The 18,324-nt window shown below is 44.7% G+C and carries 16 protein-coding genes and 1 other annotated feature; of the genes, 9 read left to right on the top strand and 7 right to left on the bottom strand.

Going from position 1 to position 18,324, the window contains the following annotated elements; translation table 11 throughout:
• Positions 1-174: 174 nt before the first annotated feature.
• The 6 genes from QGT46_RS07255 (at position 175) to QGT46_RS07230 (ending at position 6,560) form a co-directional block, all read left to right on the top strand.
• Positions 175-1,161 carry a mannose/fructose/sorbose PTS transporter subunit IIB gene (locus QGT46_RS07255; RefSeq protein WP_148459952.1) on the top strand — a complete coding sequence of 329 codons (987 nt, stop codon included), beginning with the start codon at positions 175-177 and terminating at the stop codon, positions 1,159-1,161.
• A 35-nt stretch (positions 1,162-1,196) separates the two neighbouring features.
• On the top strand, positions 1,197-1,997 hold the full coding sequence (locus QGT46_RS07250; protein WP_024727995.1) for a PTS mannose/fructose/sorbose transporter subunit IIC: 801 nt from the start codon (positions 1,197-1,199) through the stop codon (positions 1,995-1,997).
• 18 nt (positions 1,998-2,015) lie between these two features.
• Positions 2,016-2,927 carry a PTS system mannose/fructose/sorbose family transporter subunit IID gene (locus QGT46_RS07245; protein ID WP_024727994.1) on the top strand — a complete coding sequence of 304 codons (912 nt, stop codon included), beginning with the start codon at positions 2,016-2,018 and terminating at the stop codon, positions 2,925-2,927.
• Between the two features lie 136 nt (positions 2,928-3,063).
• On the top strand, positions 3,064-3,435 hold the full coding sequence (locus QGT46_RS07240) for a DUF956 family protein (RefSeq protein ID WP_024727993.1): 372 nt from the start codon (positions 3,064-3,066) through the stop codon (positions 3,433-3,435).
• Between the two features lie 20 nt (positions 3,436-3,455).
• Positions 3,456-4,391, top strand: a complete 936-nt coding sequence (locus QGT46_RS07235; RefSeq protein WP_148459951.1) for a type I phosphomannose isomerase catalytic subunit — start codon at positions 3,456-3,458, stop codon at positions 4,389-4,391.
• Positions 4,392-4,454: 63 nt separating this feature from the next.
• Positions 4,455-6,560, top strand: a complete 2,106-nt coding sequence (locus QGT46_RS07230; protein ID WP_148459950.1) for a PTS transporter subunit IIABC — start codon at positions 4,455-4,457, stop codon at positions 6,558-6,560.
• A gap of 67 nt (positions 6,561-6,627) precedes the next feature.
• On the opposite strand, the gene QGT46_RS07225 is transcribed toward QGT46_RS07230, so the two are convergent.
• Genes QGT46_RS07225 through QGT46_RS07195 form a run of 7 tightly spaced genes read right to left on the bottom strand, consistent with a single transcriptional unit; the run spans position 6,628 to position 11,510 of the window.
• Positions 6,628-7,578, bottom strand: a complete 951-nt coding sequence (locus QGT46_RS07225) for a phosphoglycerate dehydrogenase (protein ID WP_148459949.1) — start codon at positions 7,576-7,578, stop codon at positions 6,628-6,630.
• 4 nt (positions 7,579-7,582) lie between these two features.
• A complete protein-coding gene (locus QGT46_RS07220) occupies positions 7,583-8,215 on the bottom strand; it encodes a ketohydroxyglutarate aldolase (protein ID WP_148459948.1) in 633 nt (210 codons plus the stop codon).
• Between the two features lie 17 nt (positions 8,216-8,232).
• The gene (locus QGT46_RS07215) at positions 8,233-8,997 is read right to left on the bottom strand and encodes a ChbG/HpnK family deacetylase (RefSeq protein ID WP_148459947.1); all 765 of its coding nucleotides are present in this window, start codon (positions 8,995-8,997) and stop codon (positions 8,233-8,235) included.
• A 10-nt stretch (positions 8,998-9,007) separates the two neighbouring features.
• The gene (locus QGT46_RS07210) at positions 9,008-9,832 is read right to left on the bottom strand and encodes a PTS system mannose/fructose/sorbose family transporter subunit IID (RefSeq protein WP_148459946.1); all 825 of its coding nucleotides are present in this window, start codon (positions 9,830-9,832) and stop codon (positions 9,008-9,010) included.
• 12 nt (positions 9,833-9,844) lie between these two features.
• Entirely contained in the window at positions 9,845-10,609 is a 765-nt protein-coding gene (locus tag QGT46_RS07205) for a PTS mannose/fructose/sorbose/N-acetylgalactosamine transporter subunit IIC (protein WP_006568889.1), read from the bottom strand.
• Positions 10,610-10,623: 14 nt separating this feature from the next.
• A complete protein-coding gene (locus QGT46_RS07200; protein ID WP_301590146.1) occupies positions 10,624-11,100 on the bottom strand; it encodes a PTS sugar transporter subunit IIB in 477 nt (158 codons plus the stop codon).
• On the bottom strand, positions 11,097-11,510 hold the full coding sequence (locus QGT46_RS07195) for a PTS sugar transporter subunit IIA (protein ID WP_148459944.1): 414 nt from the start codon (positions 11,508-11,510) through the stop codon (positions 11,097-11,099). The genes QGT46_RS07200 and QGT46_RS07195 overlap by 4 nt, the downstream gene beginning before the upstream one ends.
• 261 nt (positions 11,511-11,771) lie before the next feature.
• Between QGT46_RS07195 and QGT46_RS07190 the strand changes: the two genes are divergently transcribed.
• The 3 genes from QGT46_RS07190 to pheT all read left to right on the top strand — a co-directional run bounded on the left by QGT46_RS07190 (position 11,772) and on the right by pheT (position 18,269).
• Positions 11,772-14,105, top strand: coding sequence for a hypothetical protein (locus QGT46_RS07190; RefSeq protein ID WP_301590143.1), 2,334 nt, complete (start codon positions 11,772-11,774; stop codon positions 14,103-14,105).
• Between the two features lie 65 nt (positions 14,106-14,170).
• Positions 14,171-14,344 (top strand) — a binding site (T-box leader).
• Positions 14,345-14,586: 242 nt separating this feature from the next.
• Positions 14,587-15,606: a phenylalanine--tRNA ligase subunit alpha gene (gene pheS / locus QGT46_RS07185; protein ID WP_024727983.1), complete on the top strand. Its 1,020-nt coding sequence runs from the start codon at positions 14,587-14,589 to the stop codon at positions 15,604-15,606.
• 242 nt (positions 15,607-15,848) lie between these two features.
• On the top strand, positions 15,849-18,269 hold the full coding sequence (gene pheT, locus QGT46_RS07180; RefSeq protein WP_148459943.1) for a phenylalanine--tRNA ligase subunit beta: 2,421 nt from the start codon (positions 15,849-15,851) through the stop codon (positions 18,267-18,269).
• The last annotated feature ends 55 nt before the right edge of the window (positions 18,270-18,324 follow it).

Below are 18,324 nucleotides of genomic sequence, written 5' to 3'. Positions count from 1 at the left end.
TGTTGAGCTGTGTGGATTGAAAAGATCCGGTGTTTGAGTCAGGTTTTTTTATTTCATTAATGTTTCACGCAAAATCACCCCCAGCGGGGGATTTTATAAATAGGAACCTGAATTCTTGGTTAATATAAAAGAATAAAGATTCCGAAAGATAATTAGAAAAGGAGGAATGTTTAAATGGTAGGAATTATTCTTGCTACGCATGGCGGATTTGCGGATGGTATTATGCAGTCCGGATCCATGATCTTCGGTGACCAGCCCGATGTGGCAGCTGTAACACTGCAGCCGAGCGAAGGGCCAAATGACATCAGAAAGAAGATGGAAGATGCAATCGCTTCTTTTGAAAGTCAGGACGAAGTATTATTCTTAGTCGATCTTTGGGGAGGAACTCCATTCAATCAGGCAAACGGACTTGTATCAGAACATGAGGACAAATGGGCGATTGTAGCCGGCTTAAACTTGCCGATGCTGATCGATGCCTATGGCTCACGCATGACGATGGAGACAGCTCACGAAGTTGCGGTTCAGATCGCCGGAAGCGGAAAAGAAGGGGTGCGCATCTATCCGGAGTCTCTGGAACCGAAGGAGGAACCGGCAGCCGGACAGCAGGCAGAAGCACAGCCTCAGGGAGCAATCCCGGAAGGAACCGTATTAGGAGACGGACATATCAAATTTGTGCTTGCCCGCATTGATTCCCGTCTGCTTCACGGACAGGTGGCAACTGCATGGACAAAGACAACACAGCCGAACAGGATCATCGTCGTATCCGATTCGGTAGCGCATGACGATCTGCGTAAAAAACTGATTCAGGAGGCTGCACCTCCAGGGGTACGCGCCAATGTTGTTCCTGTGAACAAAATGATCGAGGTCTCAAAAGACCCCCGCTTTGGAAACACAAAAGCACTGCTGCTTTTTGAGACGCCTCAGGATGCTCTCCGTGCCATCGAAGGCGGAGTGGACATCAAGGAACTCAACATCGGCTCCATGGCTCATTCTGTCGGAAAAGTAGCCGTGAGCAAAGTTGTATCTCTCGGAAAAGAAGACATCAAGACTTTTGCAAAATTAAAGGAACATGGAATCGGCTTTGATGTCCGCAAGGTGCCGAGCGATTCTAAAGAAAACATGGATGAGATCATTAAAAAAGCAGAAGCCGAGTTAGCTTAGGCTTCACACATTCAGAAAATAGAGGAGGAATTATAATGTCAGCAATTTCAATCGTATTAGTTATTATAGTTGCCTTTCTAGCTGGTATGGAAGGAGTTCTGGATGAATTCCAGTTCCATCAGCCGTTGGTTGCGTGTACATTAATTGGACTTGTGACCGGTCAGTTAGAAGCAGGTATTATTTTGGGCGGTACATTACAGATGATCGCTTTGGGATGGGCAAACATCGGCGCCGCTGTTGCACCGGATGCCGCGTTAGCTTCTGTAGCTTCCGCTATCATCTTAGTCCTTGGAGGACAGGGCACCTCAGGTGTCAGCACTGCCATCGCAGTTGCGATTCCTTTGGCAGTTGCAGGTTTATTCTTAACAATGGTTGTACGTACACTTTCCGTGGCATGTGTTCACCGTATGGATGCAGCTGCTGAAAAAGCAAATTTCAAAGGTGTTGAACTGTGGCATATCATTGCCATCGCTATGCAGGGACTCCGTATTGCGATTCCGGCGGGAGCGCTTCTGTTTATCCCGGCAACAACCGTTCAGAAATTCCTGACATCTATGCCGGCATGGCTTACAGACGGTATGGCAATCGGCGGTGGAATGGTCGTAGCCGTTGGTTATGCGATGGTTATCAACATGATGGCAACAAAAGAAGTTTGGCCGTTCTTTGCAATCGGTTTCTGTGTTGCTGCACTTTCAGATCTGACATTGATCGCATTGGGAGCTATCGGTGTATCTCTGGCATTGATTTACCTTACACTGTCTGAGAGCGGCGGTTCTTCAGGCGGCGGAGGAAGCAATACTGGTGATCCGCTCGGCGATATTCTGAATAATTATTAATTGAAGGAGGTATGAAAAATGGCAGAAAAAGTTACATTAAGTAAGAAGGAACGATTGTCCGTTGCATTGCGCTCTACCTTCCTTCAGGGTTCTTGGAACTATGAACGTATGCAGAACGGTGGCTGGGCATTTTCAATTATCCCGGCGATCAAAAAGTTATATAAGACAGAAGAAGAACGCTCAGCGGCATTAAAACGTCACTTGGAATTCTTCAACACGCATCCGTATGTTGCTTCTCCGGTTATCGGTGTTACACTGGCATTAGAGGAAGAGCGTGCAAATGGGGCAGAGGTCGATGACGCAGCGATCCAGGGTGTGAAAGTCGGTATGATGGGACCTTTGGCCGGTGTCGGAGATCCGGTATTCTGGTTTACCGTACGTCCGATCCTCGGAGCTCTCGGTGCATCCCTCGCAATGACAGGAAACATCTTAGGACCGATCTTATTCTTCGTACTGTGGAACGTGATCCGTTGGGGGTTCATGTGGTACACACAGGAATTCGGATACAAAGCCGGCGCAAAGATCACAGAAGACCTTTCCGGCGGATTACTGCAGAAAGTCACAAAAGGTGCATCTATCCTCGGTATGTTTATCCTTGGATCACTGGTTCAGCGATGGGTATCCATCAGTTTCCAGCCGGTAGTATCTAAAGTTACATTAAGTGAGGGAGCGTACATTGACTGGGGCAAGCTTCCTGAGGGAGCAAAGGGGATCCAGCAGGCATTTGAGCAGTATGCATCAGGCCTGTCACTGACCCCTACCAAGATCACAACTTTACAGAACAACCTGGATTCTTTGATTCCTGGATTAGTTCCATTATTATTAACATTATTCTGTATGTGGCTGCTGAAGAAAAATGTTTCACCGATCATCATTATCATCGCATTATTCTTAGTTGGTATTGGCGGACACCTTATCGGATTGTTATAAGCTAATGAAAAAAGTTCGGAGCAATCCGAACTTTTTTTATTCTTTGAAGTGGACTTTCCCACTTTGTTTACTGAACAATATCGTGATATAATGTTTAGGATACTGTATAAGAATAAATTAGAAATGGAGAGTTGCTATGGCTCAGTCAATAAATACAAAAGTAGATTTGGTGATCAGCGGAACTTCTTATCACGGTCTGAACAGTTATGGAAAGATCATGATCGGCGATAAAGGATTTGAATTTTATAATGACCGGAATGTAAATGATTATATTCAGATTCCATGGAAGGAAGTTGATTACGTGATTGCCTCAGTCATGTTTAAGGGAAAACACATTCCGCGCTATGCGATCCAGACAAAAGAAAACGGAACCTATTCTTTTGCCTCAAAAGAGCCGAAGAAAGTGCTGCGTGCGGTCAGCAAGTATGTTGCGCCAGACCATATGGTCCGCTCTTTAAGCTTTTTTGGAGTGATCAAAAAGAAGTTAAAAGCCAAGTTTAACAAATAAGTCTTAGGAGGGATAAGATTATGGGACATATTCTAAAAATGAAACCGGTGTTTAAAGAAATGATCTGGGGCGGACATAAGCTTAAGGATGTGTATGGATACGAGATCCCCAGCGACCATACGGGGGAGTGCTGGGCGGTCTCTGCCCATAAAAACGGTGACTGTACGATTGAAAACAGTGAGTTTGCCGGTAAGACACTGTCATGGCTTTTTGAACACCACCGGGAACTGTTCGGCAATATAGAGGGAGAGGAATTCCCTCTGCTGGTAAAGATCATTGACGCCAGAGATGACTTATCCGTGCAGGTTCATCCCAACGATGAGTATGCAAGGGTTCACGAAGACTCTCTGGGAAAGACAGAATGCTGGTATGTGCTTCAGGCAGATGAGGGCACTAAGATGGTCATGGGCCATCACGCGAAAACAAAGGATGAGTTTATCAAAGCAATCGAGGAAGACGACTATGACAATCTCCTGAATTCCTTTGCCATCGAGAAGGGGGATTTCTTTTACATCCCTTCCGGGACACTGCATGCCATCTGCAGCGGATCTCTGATCTATGAAGCCCAGCAGTCCTCCGATATCACTTACCGCGTTTATGATTATCACCGCAAGGATCAGGACGGCAACGAAAGACAGCTGCATGTACAGCAGTCCATAGACGTTACCAATGTGCCTGCACAGATTGGCAGCAGCAAATCCTTCTGTGAAACTCAGCTGGAAAACGGAACGAAAGTAAGATATGTTGAGAGCGAATTTTTTAAAGTGGACTGCTATCGGTTAAACGGTAAAAATACAGTAGAAAACGATGCGCCGTTCCAGATGGTCAGCGTGATAGAAGGAGAAGGGATGATCGATGGACAGGGTGTTAAAAAGGGAGATCATTTCCTTATCTGTTCGGATCAGAAGGAAACTGTTTTCGGCGGGACAATGGATGTTATGATCGCAACGCTGTGACCTGAATTATAAAGCCGAAAAATCAGGTATGTCTTTGATATGAGGTATTTTAGGAGGGAAAATGTGAAAGACAAAATATTCGGTGTATTACAGCGTGTGGGACGGTCCTTCATGCTTCCGATCGCAATCCTGCCTGTGGCCGGGCTGCTGCTGGGAATCGGACAATCACTGACAAATGAAACAATGCTCAACGCCTATGGCCTGATGGGGATTATGGGACCGGATACGATTCCGTACGCAATCTTGAAAGTCTGCGGGGACTGCGGGAATGCTGTGTTTGGGAACCTGCCGCTGATCTTTGCCATCGGGGTAGCCGTGGGCATGGCAAGAGCTGAAAAAGAAGTAGCTGCGCTGGCAGGGGCTATCGCGTTCTTTATCATGCACACGTCCATATCGGCCATGATCTCTTTAAACGGAGGAGCAGAAGCCATGCGTGAGGGTGCAACGGCGTCTGTTCTGGGGATCACTTCCCTGCAGATGGGAGTGTTCGGCGGTATTATCGTTGGACTTGGAGTTTCTGCGCTGCATAATAAATTTTATAAGATCAAGCTTCCGGAAGTATTGTCCTTTTTCGGCGGGACAAGATTTGTGCCTGTGATCTGTACGGTCGTATTTGTATTTGTGGGAATTCTGATGTATTTTATCTGGCCTCCCATCCAGGATGCAATGTACGCGGCAGGGGGCATGGTCAGCGCTTCCGGGTATTTCGGTACGTTTATCTACGGGGTCATGGAGCGGGCACTGATCCCGTTCGGCCTGCACCATGTATTTTATCTGCCGTTCTGGCAGACTTCGTTAGGCGGCACAATGGAGATCGGCGGAAAGATGGTCGAAGGCGCCCAGAATATCTTTTTTGCCCAGCTGGCGGATCCTGGGACAACTCATTTTGCGGTTTCGGCTACTAGATTTATGACGGGCAAATTTCCGCTGATGATCTTTGGACTGCCGGGTGCCGCATTTGCGATGTACAGGTGTGCAAGGCCGGAGAAGAGAAAAGCGGTGGCCGGCCTGCTGGCCTCTGCGGCGCTGACGTCGATGCTCACAGGCATCACGGAACCCCTTGAGTTTACCTTTTTATTTGTGGCGCCTGGATTGTATGCGATCCACTGCGTTTTCGCGGGAGCTGCATATATGCTCATGCATATGCTGAAGATCTGTGTGGGCCTGACATTTTCCGGAGGCATCATTGATATGTTCCTGTTCGGTACCCTGCAGGGTCAGTCGAAGACAAACTGGCTCATGTTCATTCCGGTGGGGATTGTATATTTTACAGTATATTATTTTTTATTCAGTTTTCTGATCAGGAAGCTGGATCTGAAGACTCCGGGGCGGGAAAAGGAAGACCAGAATATAAAATTATATACCAGAGCTGATGTGGCTGAGAAACCTTTGGAGGGCAGCCCTGAAATTGACGGGTCTGATATATCGGCTCTGATCGTTGCCGGCCTGGGCGGTAAATCAAATGTGAAAGATGTGGACTGCTGTGTGACGCGTCTTAGGTGTACGATCTCGGATCCTGGCAGGGTAAACGACAGAATCTTGAGAGAAAGCGGCTCCCGGGGCATCGTAAAGAAAGGCGACGGGGTTCAGATCATTTATGGACCAATGGTCACTGTGATAAAGTCCAATCTGGAAGATTATCTGGCAAGCAGCTTGTCTGACAGAGCGGCGGAAGCACCGAGAGTCCCTGTGGCAGAAGAGGTGCCGGAGGTGGCAGTGGAAACTGTCTGTATGCCGGTCAATGGAGAAGTAGTAGAACTGGATGAAGTGGAAGATGAGGTCTTTGCAGAAGCGATGCTCGGGCAGGGATTTGCCGTAAGACCTTCTGACGGAAACCTGATTTCGCCTGTAGACGGCACGGTCACTGCGGTGTTTAATACAAAGCACGCCATCTGCATCACGTCCGGGGGCGGTGCTGAGGTCCTGGTCCATATGGGAATTGATACGGTGAAACTTGCCGGGAAATATCATCATGTGAAGGTAGAGCCAGGCATGAGAGTGAGAAAAGGGGACCGGATCGCTGAGTTTGATCTTGAAGAGATCAAACAGGAGGGTTATTTTGTCACAACACCGGTGGTGGTGAGCAACAGTGAAGAGTATACAAGCATCACCATAGAAAATACCGGGCAACTGGAAGCCGGAACAAAAGTGCTGACATTAAAAAAATAGAAATAGGACTTATATGTAAAAAAGATCTTTCTGCAGATGTCTGCAGGAAGATCTTTTTTCTGGAGAATTATTTACTTTGATCCTGTAAAAGCTGGATCATCGTATCAGTTGCTGCATTCACAGTATTGATTTCAGACTCTACTGAACGGGATGCGATGTGGGCCGTCTGGATAAAGTGATCCATCTTGAGCAGCTCATCAATCCAAGGTTCCCTCTGGGGAGGTTCTGAGGTGAAGACGTCGGATGCACAGGCGTAGATTTCCTTGTTTTTTAATGCTTCGTAAAGTGCATATTCGTTTACAATTCCACCCCGGGCTGCATTTACTAAAACAGCCGTGTCCTTCATCATTTTAAATTCTTTGATTGAGATCATGTCCTTTGTCTCTTGTGTAAGCGGCACGTGGATGGAGATAAAATCACATTCCTTCAGGATTTGTTCCACAGATGTTTGTTTTGCGTTGTATTCAGCCAGTACATCTTGGGCAGCGTCAAACACATCATAGATAAGAACTTCCATTCCAATCCCGTTTGCTATTCTCGCGACATGTTTTCCGATATTGCCAAACCCGATAATACCGATTTTCTTATGAAAGAGTTCCAGTCCCGTTGGTTTGTTCCATCCGTGACTTTTGACATTCATAGCATTGCTCACAATATGTCTTGCCGCCGCAAACATCATTCCGATGGTGAGTTCTGCGACTGCATTGGAATTCGTTCCGATACAGCGGCCGACTTTAATCCCAAGTTCTTCACAGACAGAAAGATCGATGTTATCGGTCCCAACCCCGAATTTCACAATGGCTTTCAGGTGCCTGCATTCCCGGAGGAGTTCTTCATTCAGTTCGTCAACGCCCGCGATGATCCCGTACGCCCGCTTTGCTTTTTCTGCAAACACGTCTTTTGGAAGTGGTCTGCCTGTATGATTGACGTCCATTTCATAGCCAAGTGCTTCTAAACGTTTTCCTGCTTTACTGCCGTATTTTGCATACCCTCTCGGTGTTACTAGAATCGTCTTCATAGGCTCACCCTTTTCTTATGTCTGTTACAATATCACGCAGCTTTTTTGCGTTTGCCGCAATTTCCTCTGTGGAACCTTTGGTAAGTAATCCGCCCAGGCCAACGCAGTCAGCTCCGTTTTCAAACCACTCTGCAAGGTTGTCGAAGTCAGCTCCGCCTGATGCCATAACCGGCACCTGGGGGCATGGGACTTTCACCACTTTAGCTAAGCTGGGGCCGTAGTAATTGGAGATTGGAAATGCCTTTATGAAGGATGCGCCTGCCTTTAGTGCCGTCAGCATTTCCGTATAAGAAGTACATCCCGGAGCATATGGAATCTGGTATAAGTTGCAAATTTGCGCGACACCTTCGTCATAACAGGGGGCAATGATAAATTGTGCCCCGCTCATAATTGCAAGGCGGGCCGTTGTTCCGTCTAGGACGGTACCCGCACCAACAAGCAGATCATCTTTATATTTCTTTTTTAAAGCAGAGATCACTTCTCCGGCGTTGTTGTTGGTATAGCTGATTTCAAGCACGTTGACTCCGCCATCCAGGCATCCCTGGGCAATCTCATAACCACGTTCCACGGTTTCTGCCCGGACGATTGCCATTAAGCCGGTTTTTTTGATTCCCAAAATAATTTCTTCCTTTTTCATTCTTATCTCTTCTTTCTTTATAAGTCTCTGGATGTAATAAATTTCATTTTGTCTAATTTGGTCTTTTTGAAACTATCCTTAAGATGCGTACCGCCTGTGTAGTTATCAATAAAATATCCCTCAACTAAGACAGGATGAACGTATACCTCTGCCTTCTTTTCCTTCATAAGCTGAGGATTCCGGCTTTTGCGGTTTTTATCAAAGGTGGCCACACTGCTGGAATAATCTGCATGACGAAGATGCAGCTGATCCATTTTTTTCTTCCACTGGGCGCCGTAGAAATGCCGCCATTTACTCCCGTTAAAAAAACTGTTTCCAATGTAACGGACAGATTCAAATTTATATTTTTTTAACAAGGGCATCAATCCGTAAAGAACCGGAATATCATAAAATGCACAGTGGTGGGAGTCGATATTCATCAGAGAAAAACCTCCGCTTAGATACTTTTGGATCTGTGCTTCTAATTCCTCTGCGATGACATCTGCGTAGATTGGAGTCACTCTGTGAAGAAAGTCCGGATGATAATCAAACATATCTGATCTGGCATATTGTTTCAGTTTCTTGATCCCGGAGGTTAACGGGGTCCCGTCGGACAGATTGATATGTAAGCCGACCTTGTGTTTAAAGTTATTTTTTTCTGCGATGGACACTGCCTCATCAAAATAATTCGTGTTGGTTACGACAGAAGCCTGGGAGCAGAAACCTTCATCGAAGGCTTTTGCAATTCCCAGATTTGCTTCATGAGTCAATCCAAAATCGTCAGCATTTAGTATAATCTTCATGGTTTATCCTCTAAAAGAATCCGATCAGTGTTCCCACTGTGCCAATTAGGATCAGCACCAGCAATATGACGTTGACATTGACTTTCTTTCTCAACATAAATACAGTTAATAGAGTGATTCCCAACGGCAGGATACCTTTTAAGATACTGTCAAATACCGCAGTCTGCACGTCCAGTGTACCTGTGCTTAAATTTAACTTTAATCCGCAGGATACAGTTACATAAGATGCCACCAGTCCTCCCAGTACAGTTGCCCCGACGATGGTTGCTTTTTCGGTTACTTTATTTAGTAAACCGCTTCCGATGATCTTTCCGATACCTTCGCGTCCCATGTAGTAACCTTTGGTATAGGATAAGTAACCAAGGCCGAATAGCACAACACCAATGATTATTAGGTAGATGATCGGTCCTAAGAAGTTTCCGGCCTTTGCCATTCCAAGGATAATACCCAATGCTATGGGGGATAACGTTCCCTGCCAGATTGTGTCGCCGATGCCTGCCAGAGGTCCCATCAAACCTGTTTTGATGCTTGAAATCATTTCTTCGTCTACATCTTCACCGTTTGCTTTTTGCTCTTCTAAGGCAAGAGTAATCCCTAAGATACAGCCTCCTACATTAGGTTCTGTATTAAAGAACTCCATGTGCCGTTTACATGCGTCTTTTAATTCCTGTGTCTCTTTTCCGTATAATTTTTCCAGGCTCGGCGCCAGGGTATGCAGCACCCCGGAAGCCTGCATTCGTTCATAGTTGTAGGTTGAATGGCTGAAGAATGTCCAGATCAGATAGGACTTGATGATATCTTTTTTACTTAATCTCTTTTTTTCTATGGTTTCCATGTTGATTCCTCCCTAACTTAAAGCTGAACTTTCGCTGTTCTGTAAAAGTGCTATAATCACTGCTAAAATACCGATAACCACCAACGGCAGGTTGATATAAATAGATAAAATAAAACCTAACAGCAGATATAAGTATGCTTTTGCCCCAGCGTTAGATAAGATGGCTTTAAAATTCATTGCAATACCAAGGGCAGGAAGAATTGTCCCGATCGTAGTCAATACATCAATCACCGGTGTTCCCTTTAATGCCTGCAGCATGCTTGTAATAACACCTGACCCGCTGTATACGGCAATTGCTACCGGAATGGTATAAATGATGCACTTAAAAATCTGGGAAGGAACGATGTTATAGAAAATAATTTTCTTTACATCTCCTGTCTCCGCGATTTTATCGGTTCTATGGACAATGAAAATATCCCCTGTCATATAAATCATCCATAATAAGTTGCCCAGTAAGGAAATCGGTACTGCAAGTGTCACTGCGACTCCTGTGGACGCATTTGAAATGATTGCCAGTGCTGTTCCGACAGTTCCCGCCAGGCCCTCATCCATGGTCTGGGCGCCGCCTGCCGTAATCTGTGCAAGATAGGTTACATTGATCGCCGCACCGACCATACAGCCTTTGACAGGATCGCCTAAGATAAGACCAACCAGGATCCCGGATATTAAAGGCCTTCTCAACGCCCAGCTCATGTTAACAGTAAGCCATGGTGTCCCATTTGCTCCCAAATAGTAGACCAGGCCAATCAAAACTGCCTGTAAAATTGAAATATGCATGTTTCTCCCTCCGTTTAAAGTATTTTATTTATCTCTACAGTTTCCATATTTGGCACGACCTGAATATAGACATGTACATGCTGTGCTGACAATTGCTTCAACATATCTCTTTCTTTATCACTTGCTGAAATATTTTTATATAATTTTTTTCGCTCTTGAGTAGAACCCATTCCGCCTAAATTGATTTCTTTTACTTGGACACCTTTTTCAAGCAAATCCAGAAAAACCTTGGGTCCCTTTGCTAAAATAATGATGTTTTTATCCTCATCTTTTATCTTTTCTAAATACTCTGCGGCGTCGTCAACGGTCATTGCGTGAGCGTTTAGGTGCTTTGGTACTGCACCTGTAATGACTGCGCTTAAAAATGGATCCTTTGCGACTTTGTCGTCTACGATCACAATTTCATTCCCTCCCATATGCTGGACCCATGCTGTCATGACTTGGCCGTGAATCAAACGGTCATCAATCCGTGATAATACTATTTTGCTCATAATGTCCCTCCTTTCTCCATATTTAATGATAATTTAGCAATTCCCTGTTTTCCGGTCTCAACAAGATAATCTGCCAGCTCATCCAGTTTCATATCGTTTCTTTTCAAAGCTGCTTCCACCAGCATAGATAAATTAATTCCCGACACACAGATAACATGTTTGTCCCTGTTATGATGAATCGCCTGGGCTGCGGCATTGTATGGGCTGGCTCCTAATAAGTCTGTCATGAATAAGATATCGTGATCTGTGTCCGCGGCGAAAGAATCGACCCTTTTGATAAAAGAATCAATACTGTCCTCATGCCGCAATCCAAGAAACCATATATTTTCCTGCTTCCCTATCATAAGTTCCAATGCATCGATCATACCTTCTGCAAGTCTCCCGTGTGTCGCCACTATAATGTCTGTCATCTACATCCTCCTTTATCCGTTAAATGGTAATTCGTTCTGTATGCGCTTACATCACTTGGGCATATCCTAACCCACAATCTTTATATACGCAAATTTTTTATATACACACTTGATTTACACTCTATTTGAGCTTTTTACTGTGGATTTTGCATAAATTTTAAGTTTCGTGTATGATAAGTGTATATTAATTACGTCTGATTCAATTTGTGTGTGTTATAGAAACACCGTAATCAGCACCAAATATACGCAGGAGATATGGCCATGTCTACGAACAAAGAGAAGATTTTATCCTATTTAAAAGAAGAAACCTTGCAATGCATCAATCATCATAATTTTACCTTTGAAAAATGCAATGCGCTTATTCTGTCCATGGAGTTATATATTGACAGGACAAATGTGTCACGTATCCTAAATGATCTGCATAAAGAAGGAAAATTAATCAAGAAGGCAGGACGCCCCACCACTTTTATTTCAAGAGAGATCATCCGGAACTCTTTTCCTTTTGTATCCATCCCTGATACATTGAATAAAAATGAAACCATTTCAGACTTCATCCGATATGACGTACCTGCAAAAGAACAGACCATCGTCCAGTCGTTTTCTATGGTCGGAAGTCAGCAAAATGGGTCCTTATATGAAGCTGTAACCAGAATCCTGCCTGTGTTTTATCTCCCTAAATATTTCTTTAAGATCTTTTTTATGCAGGGGGAAGCTGGGACGGGGAAGAAGTTTTTCTTAGAAGAAATGTTAAACCGTGCAAAAACGTTGGGATTGGCTTCCCGGGAATCATCGGTTTATTACATTGAATTCAGCGATATCTACGTCAATCTAAGGCAGACCATAGAGATGATGGAAAAGGATCATAATATTTTTATCCTGGCAATCGAGTTTGTTCAAAAAAACGTAGACTCTGAAATCTTAAGCGGTTTTGTACATTCTCTTGAAATTCAATATAAAAATAAAAAAGACGCGCCGATGATCGCCTTTATTGGGGCATCAGAATTACAGTCAGACCTGCTTCATTCCATAAGTCCTGTCATCCTGAACTTTCCTTCCGCAAAAGACCGGCCGCAATCAGAGTTGATTTCGATTCTATTGAGTATGATCCAAAAAGAGAGCAACCGTTTAGATAAAACAATGTTTGTATCTTCCCAGTTCATTCAGCTGGTTTTACATAAGTGCAGCAACCTGCATCAATTAGAAAATGAGATTTTATATACAATTTCAAGGATTCTCTATACATCAAGTACTGCAGGCAAAAACAATGAACTTATGTTAGATGCATCGGTCCTGCTTGATAATGAAAGGGATGATTTTATAAAATCCATTCCTGAACTAAAGGCAGAGATCCCTGACAAGATACAGATCAGACCAAACGGAGAAATTGATTTTGATAAATTGTTTCTTAACTCCAATGAGCCTTTGGCTGAAACAAAAAATATAGTTTCAGATTATTTTACAAAGCAGCTGCTGATCTGTTCCAGGGTGACTGGCGTTGTATCTGAGAACAGTTATTCCGGCGATAGGCTTATTTCAGGCATCACAAAGGCATTCAATAAAAGTGTATTCTGCCAGGACCCATTTTTAAAAGAAAAAGTGGAACATATGATTCTATCTGTATTCCGGAAAGATAAAAGTCTGGATATTGTGAAGGAAACCCCTTCTATGGATATTCAAACACCGCAGATGAAATCACTGTTCAACAATCTACTTCAATTAGCACAGACAAATCACTGCAAACTGTCAAAAACCCAAGAAAAAATGATTCAATCTATACTGGCATATGCCCACTTCATCATGAGTGATATCCATATTCCTGTGATTATTACCTCAAAATATCATTTGTTGGCAAGCAATTACGCAAATATCTTCAATTTATTCTTTGACCGGAGAATCATACATACCTTTCCTGCTGTTTTATCCGGAAAAAGAAATGAGACACGAACGAACCTTGAGAACTTATATGAATTTGCGGTCAGTATTAATCGGGGACAGGGGGTCCTGATCTTATCAGACGCGGATATGAAACAAACCATTACCAATTACTTTTTTCCTAAGACTAAGGTATTGTCTTATAATGTCCAGTTTCATTCCTTTATTCTGGTGAAAGAGATTTTAAAGCTGTCTGTGAAGAAAAATGCCAGCATTATTTCCATCATCCCAAACCTGTTAATAAGCCAGAATGATGAGATGAAGATATTAAAAGACAACCAGCTAAAGAGTTATACTTTAAGATCCGCGGATAAACATCTCTTGTTTGCGTCCAAGCTTACCCCCGGAATCAATACGTTTACAACGAATGAACTGTTTTTCCGTGCTCTGAGAGCAATTGCAAAGAAGCTTGATATCAAGTTAAATAACAGCCTGATCTTTGAATTCCTATTTCATGCAAATTGTATCTTATTTCAGAAGAAACATGATTTTGATTTTTATAAAAATGTCATGGATCACATGGATATTGATTATGCTGTCTTAGAAGTCATCCAGGAGAAGATACAGGAGCTGTCCTCACCTGATTTTCATGTATCTGCATTTACCATGAAGGATTATCAGATTTTGTATGAGGCGGTTTTCCACAGTGCGCTGCAGGGCTGATGGGAGAGATAAAGAGTCGGTTTTCCGTCTTGACATTCCGCTTTTGTGTGATAAAATAAGGAATGATAAAGACAGAGAAGGTGCACAGTAAGGAAGTCTTTCCCGAATTTCACACCGGAGTCGTATCCCTGAAAGAGCAGTAGGGGATAACGTTATCTGCACGTTACGCAGGAGACTAAGAGCCAGGTCGTTTTTTCCTGGAATTAGGGTGGTACCGCGAGATGATTCCCGTCCCTTATATATTTTATATAAGGGATGGGATTTTTTTTATTTCATAGGAAAGTTCTACGACCTTCCCTATGAAATAAAGACGCTCCGCGGGTTGTGCACAGATGCGTAAGGAAATTATTTGCCTGCGGCAAATTGCATCTGGCACGCAAAGTTGTCAAGCCCCTCAAAGAGTGAGGGGTTGGGGCGTTGAAGTGGGCTTGCCCACTTTGTTCTTCTATTAGATCAGATTATAAAACAAGGAGAAGTGATTATGAAGGAGAAACTTGAGGCGATTAAAAAAGAAGCCTTGGAGAAGATCAACACAGCAGATGCCATGGACGCTCTGAATGATATCAGAGTAGCGGTCCTAGGCAAAAAGGGAGAATTGACCCAGGTATTAAAGGGCATGAAGGATGTTGCCAAAGAGGAACGTCCTATCGTAGGACAAATGGTCAACGACACACGTGCGGTCATCGAACAGGCACTGGAGCAGGAAATGTCTGTGCTTAAGAAAAAGATCATGGAAGAAAAGCTCAAAAAGGAAGTCATTGACGTGACGCTTCCGGGAAAGGTGCATGAAAAGGGCCACCGCCATCCGAACCAGATCGCCCTGGAAGACCTGGAGAGGGTATTTATCGGAATGGGCTATGAGGTTGTGGAAGGTCCGGAGGTGGAATACGATAAGTATAACTTTGAGATGCTGAATATCCCGGAGAATCATCCGGCGAAGGATGAACAGGATACCTTCTTTATATCAAAAGATATTTTATTACGGACACAGACATCACCGGTACAGGCCCGTGTGATGGAGACAGGGAAAATGCCGATCCGTATGATCGCGCCTGGAAGGGTATTCCGCTCTGACGAAGTGGATGCTACCCACTCTCCGTCCTTCCATCAGGTAGAAGGACTGGTCGTGGACAAAGGAATCACCTTTGCGGATCTGAAAGGGACACTTGAACAGTTTGCCACTGAATTTTTTGGACCGGAGACAAAAGTCAAATTCCGCCCTCATCATTTCCCATTCACAGAGCCAAGCGCGGAGGTGGACATCACCTGCTTTAAATGTGGAGGAAAGGGCTGCCGTATGTGCAAGGGAAGCGGCTGGATCGAGATCTTAGGCTGTGGTATGGTGCATCCGAATGTGCTCAGGGCATGCGGGATCGACCCGGAGATCTACTCAGGTTTTGCCTTTGGAATCGGTCTGGAACGTGTGGCGCTCCTGAAATATGAGATCGATGATATGCGCCTGCTTTATGAAAATGACAAGAGGTTCTTAAGCCAGTTTTAAAGCGGAAGTTTGGGAAGATTTCAGTGAATATAGTATGACATTTTCCACATGATTTCCGTTCGGCTCTTAGAATGCTTCACTCCAATCATGTAGAAAATGGACGTAATGTCTGCTGGAGGAGGGCCTCTGTCAAAAAAATGTGCTGCTTTTCGAAAGTTATTTACCACTATTGGAGGAGCGCATTTCAAAAGCGTGACGGAAATAGTGGTAAATAACTTATAATGATTGAAGGAGAATAGAGAATGAATACACCAATTTCATGGATCAAGGCATATGTGCCGGATCTTGACTGTACGATTCAGGAGTATGTGGACAAGATGACACTTTCCGGATCAAATGTGGAATGTTATGAGGAATTAGATAAAAACCTGGAAAAGATCGTGGTAGGAAAAATTCTTTCCATTGAAAAGCATCCGGATGCAGACAAGCTGATCGTCTGCCAGGTGGATGTGGGAACAGAGACCATCCAGATCGTCACAGGTGCCAGCAATGTATCAGAGGGTGATCTGGTCCCAGTGGTTTTAGTGGGAGGAAGAGTGGCCGGAGGCCATGACGGAAGCCCGAACCCGGAAAACGGCATCAAGATCAAAAAAGGAAAATTAAGGGGCGTGGCATCTTTCGGTATGATGTGTTCAGTGGAAGAACTGGGAACAACCAAAGATATGTATCCGGAGGCACCGGAAGACGGCATTTATATATTTAAGAAGGATGTAAAACCGGGAGATGACGCTGTGGAGGCCATGGGACTTCGTGACCAGGTAGTGGAATTTGAGATCACCTCAAACCGTGTGGACTGCTTCAGTATGATCGGCATGGCAAGAGAGGTGGCAGCTACATTTCACAAAGAGTTCCATCCGCCGGTAGTAAAAGAGACAGGCAACGATGAGGACGTCAATGATTTTATCAAAGTGACCGTAAACGATACAGATCTTTGTCCAAGATATACAGCCAGAGTAGTAAAGAATATCAAGCTTGCCCCGTCTCCGGAATGGATGCAGAGAAGGCTTGCGGCCATGGGCATTCGTCCGATCAACAACCTGGTGGATATCACGAACTATGTGATGGAAGAGTATGGACAGCCTATGCATGCCTACGACTTAGATACCATAGCGGGAAATGAGATTATTGTGCGCAGGGCCAAGGACGGTGACAAGTTCACCACCTTGGACGGCGAGGAGAGAAATCTGGACAGCGATGTGCTCATGATCTGCGACGGGGAAAAGGAAGTCGGAATTGCCGGTATCATGGGAGGCGAGAACTCCATGGTAACGGATGATATTAAGACATTATTATTTGAGGCTGCCTGCTTCAATGGCACCAATATCCGTCTTTCCTCCAAGAGAATCGGGCTTAGGACGGACGCTTCCAGCAAGTTTGAAAAAGGGCTTGACCCGGAAAATGCCATGGCTGCCATGGACCGTGCATGCCAGCTGATCGAAGAACTGGGAGCAGGAGAAGTGGTTGGGGGAGCCGTGGACGTATATCCAAACCCAAAACAGCCGGTGTCTCTTCCGCTAGAGACGGACAAGATCAATGCCCTTCTCGGCACAAAGATCTCCATGGAAGATATGATCGAGTACTTCAGACGGATTGACGTAAAATATGATGTGGATTCCAACAAACTGCTGATCCCGTCTTTCCGCCAGGATTTAAACTGCATGGCGGATCTGGCAGAGGAAGTGGCAAGATTCTACGGATATGATAACATTCCGGTCACTCTTCCGAGAGGAGAGGCCACCGCGGGTAAAAAGCCGTTTAAAATCCGTGTGGAGGATATTGCCCGCGACTCTGTTGAGAAAAACGGATTCAGCGGCGGCATGTGTTATTCCTTTGAAAGCCCGAAGGTTTTTGACCTGCTCCTGCTGCCGGAGGACGCCGGGGAGAGGAAAGCCATTAAGATTTCCAATCCGCTGGGAGAGGATTTCAGCATCATGCGTACTGTTTCGTTAAACGGCATGATGACATCTTTGGCTAACAATTACAGCCACAGAAATCAAAATGTGCGCCTGTATGAGTTCGGAAATATCTATCTGCCGAAGGAGCTGCCGCTCACTGAGCTTCCGGAGGAACGGATGCAGCTCACTCTGGGAATGTACGGCGACTGTGACTTCTTTACACTGAAAGGGGCACTGGAGGATTTGTTCGGAGACCTGGGACTTGGCGGACAGGCTGAATATGTTCCGGTCAAAGACCATTCATTCATGCATCCGGGACGCCAGGCTGATGTGCTGATTGGCGGAGAAAAAGCCGCATATATCGGACAGATGCATCCTCAGGCTGTTGAAAATTATGATATGAAGGGGGAAGTCTATGTGGCAGTCATCGATATGCCGGTGATCTGTGAGCAGGCAACCTTTGACCGCAAATATACAGGCGTGGCCAAGTTCCCGGCTATGAAGAGGGATCTCAGCATGGTTGTGAGAAAAGAAATCTTTGTAGGACAGATTGAGAAGATTTTCAGGGAGAAAGGCGGAAAGCTTCTGGAAGGCTTTGAACTGTTTGACGTCTATGAGGGCGACCAGATTGACAAGGGATATAAATCTGTGGCATATTCGCTGACCTTCCGTGCCCAGGACAGAACACTGGAGGAAGCGGAGGTCAACAAGATTGTCGATAAGATTCTGGATGAATTAAAAACATTGGGAATTGAGCTTAGGGCATAAGTAAGTCATTAGGGGAAACAATAAGAGGAGTAGAGGAAGTGCGATCACTGCAGTT

This window comes from Anaerostipes faecis (assembly GCF_910574135.1).
GTDB classification, from domain to species: Bacteria; Bacillota; Clostridia; order Lachnospirales; family Lachnospiraceae; genus Anaerostipes; species Anaerostipes hominis.
This window is presented reverse-complemented; position numbering and strand designations above follow the sequence as displayed.

Bases quoted from the DNA above. Each gene is read 5' to 3' on its own strand.
- QGT46_RS07205 (WP_006568889.1), bottom strand. From the start codon at position 10,609: ATGCATATTTCAATTTTACAGGCAGTTTTGATTGGCCTGGTCTACTAT.
- QGT46_RS07200 (WP_301590146.1), bottom strand. From the start codon at position 11,100: ATGAGCAAAATAGTATTATCACGGATTGATGACCGTTTGATTCACGGC.
- QGT46_RS07235 (WP_148459951.1), top strand. From the start codon at position 3,456: ATGGGACATATTCTAAAAATGAAACCGGTGTTTAAAGAAATGATCTGG.
- QGT46_RS07215 (WP_148459947.1), bottom strand. From the start codon at position 8,997: ATGAAGATTATACTAAATGCTGACGATTTTGGATTGACTCATGAAGCA.
- pheT (WP_148459943.1), top strand. From the start codon at position 15,849: ATGAATACACCAATTTCATGGATCAAGGCATATGTGCCGGATCTTGAC.
- pheS (WP_024727983.1), top strand. From the start codon at position 14,587: ATGAAGGAGAAACTTGAGGCGATTAAAAAAGAAGCCTTGGAGAAGATC.
- QGT46_RS07255 (WP_148459952.1), top strand. From the start codon at position 175: ATGGTAGGAATTATTCTTGCTACGCATGGCGGATTTGCGGATGGTATT.
- QGT46_RS07245 (WP_024727994.1), top strand. From the start codon at position 2,016: ATGGCAGAAAAAGTTACATTAAGTAAGAAGGAACGATTGTCCGTTGCA.
- QGT46_RS07190 (WP_301590143.1), top strand. From the start codon at position 11,772: ATGTCTACGAACAAAGAGAAGATTTTATCCTATTTAAAAGAAGAAACC.
- QGT46_RS07195 (WP_148459944.1), bottom strand. From the start codon at position 11,510: ATGACAGACATTATAGTGGCGACACACGGGAGACTTGCAGAAGGTATG.
- QGT46_RS07250 (WP_024727995.1), top strand. From the start codon at position 1,197: ATGTCAGCAATTTCAATCGTATTAGTTATTATAGTTGCCTTTCTAGCT.
- QGT46_RS07220 (WP_148459948.1), bottom strand. From the start codon at position 8,215: ATGAAAAAGGAAGAAATTATTTTGGGAATCAAAAAAACCGGCTTAATG.
- QGT46_RS07225 (WP_148459949.1), bottom strand. From the start codon at position 7,578: ATGAAGACGATTCTAGTAACACCGAGAGGGTATGCAAAATACGGCAGT.
- QGT46_RS07210 (WP_148459946.1), bottom strand. From the start codon at position 9,832: ATGGAAACCATAGAAAAAAAGAGATTAAGTAAAAAAGATATCATCAAG.
- QGT46_RS07240 (WP_024727993.1), top strand. From the start codon at position 3,064: ATGGCTCAGTCAATAAATACAAAAGTAGATTTGGTGATCAGCGGAACT.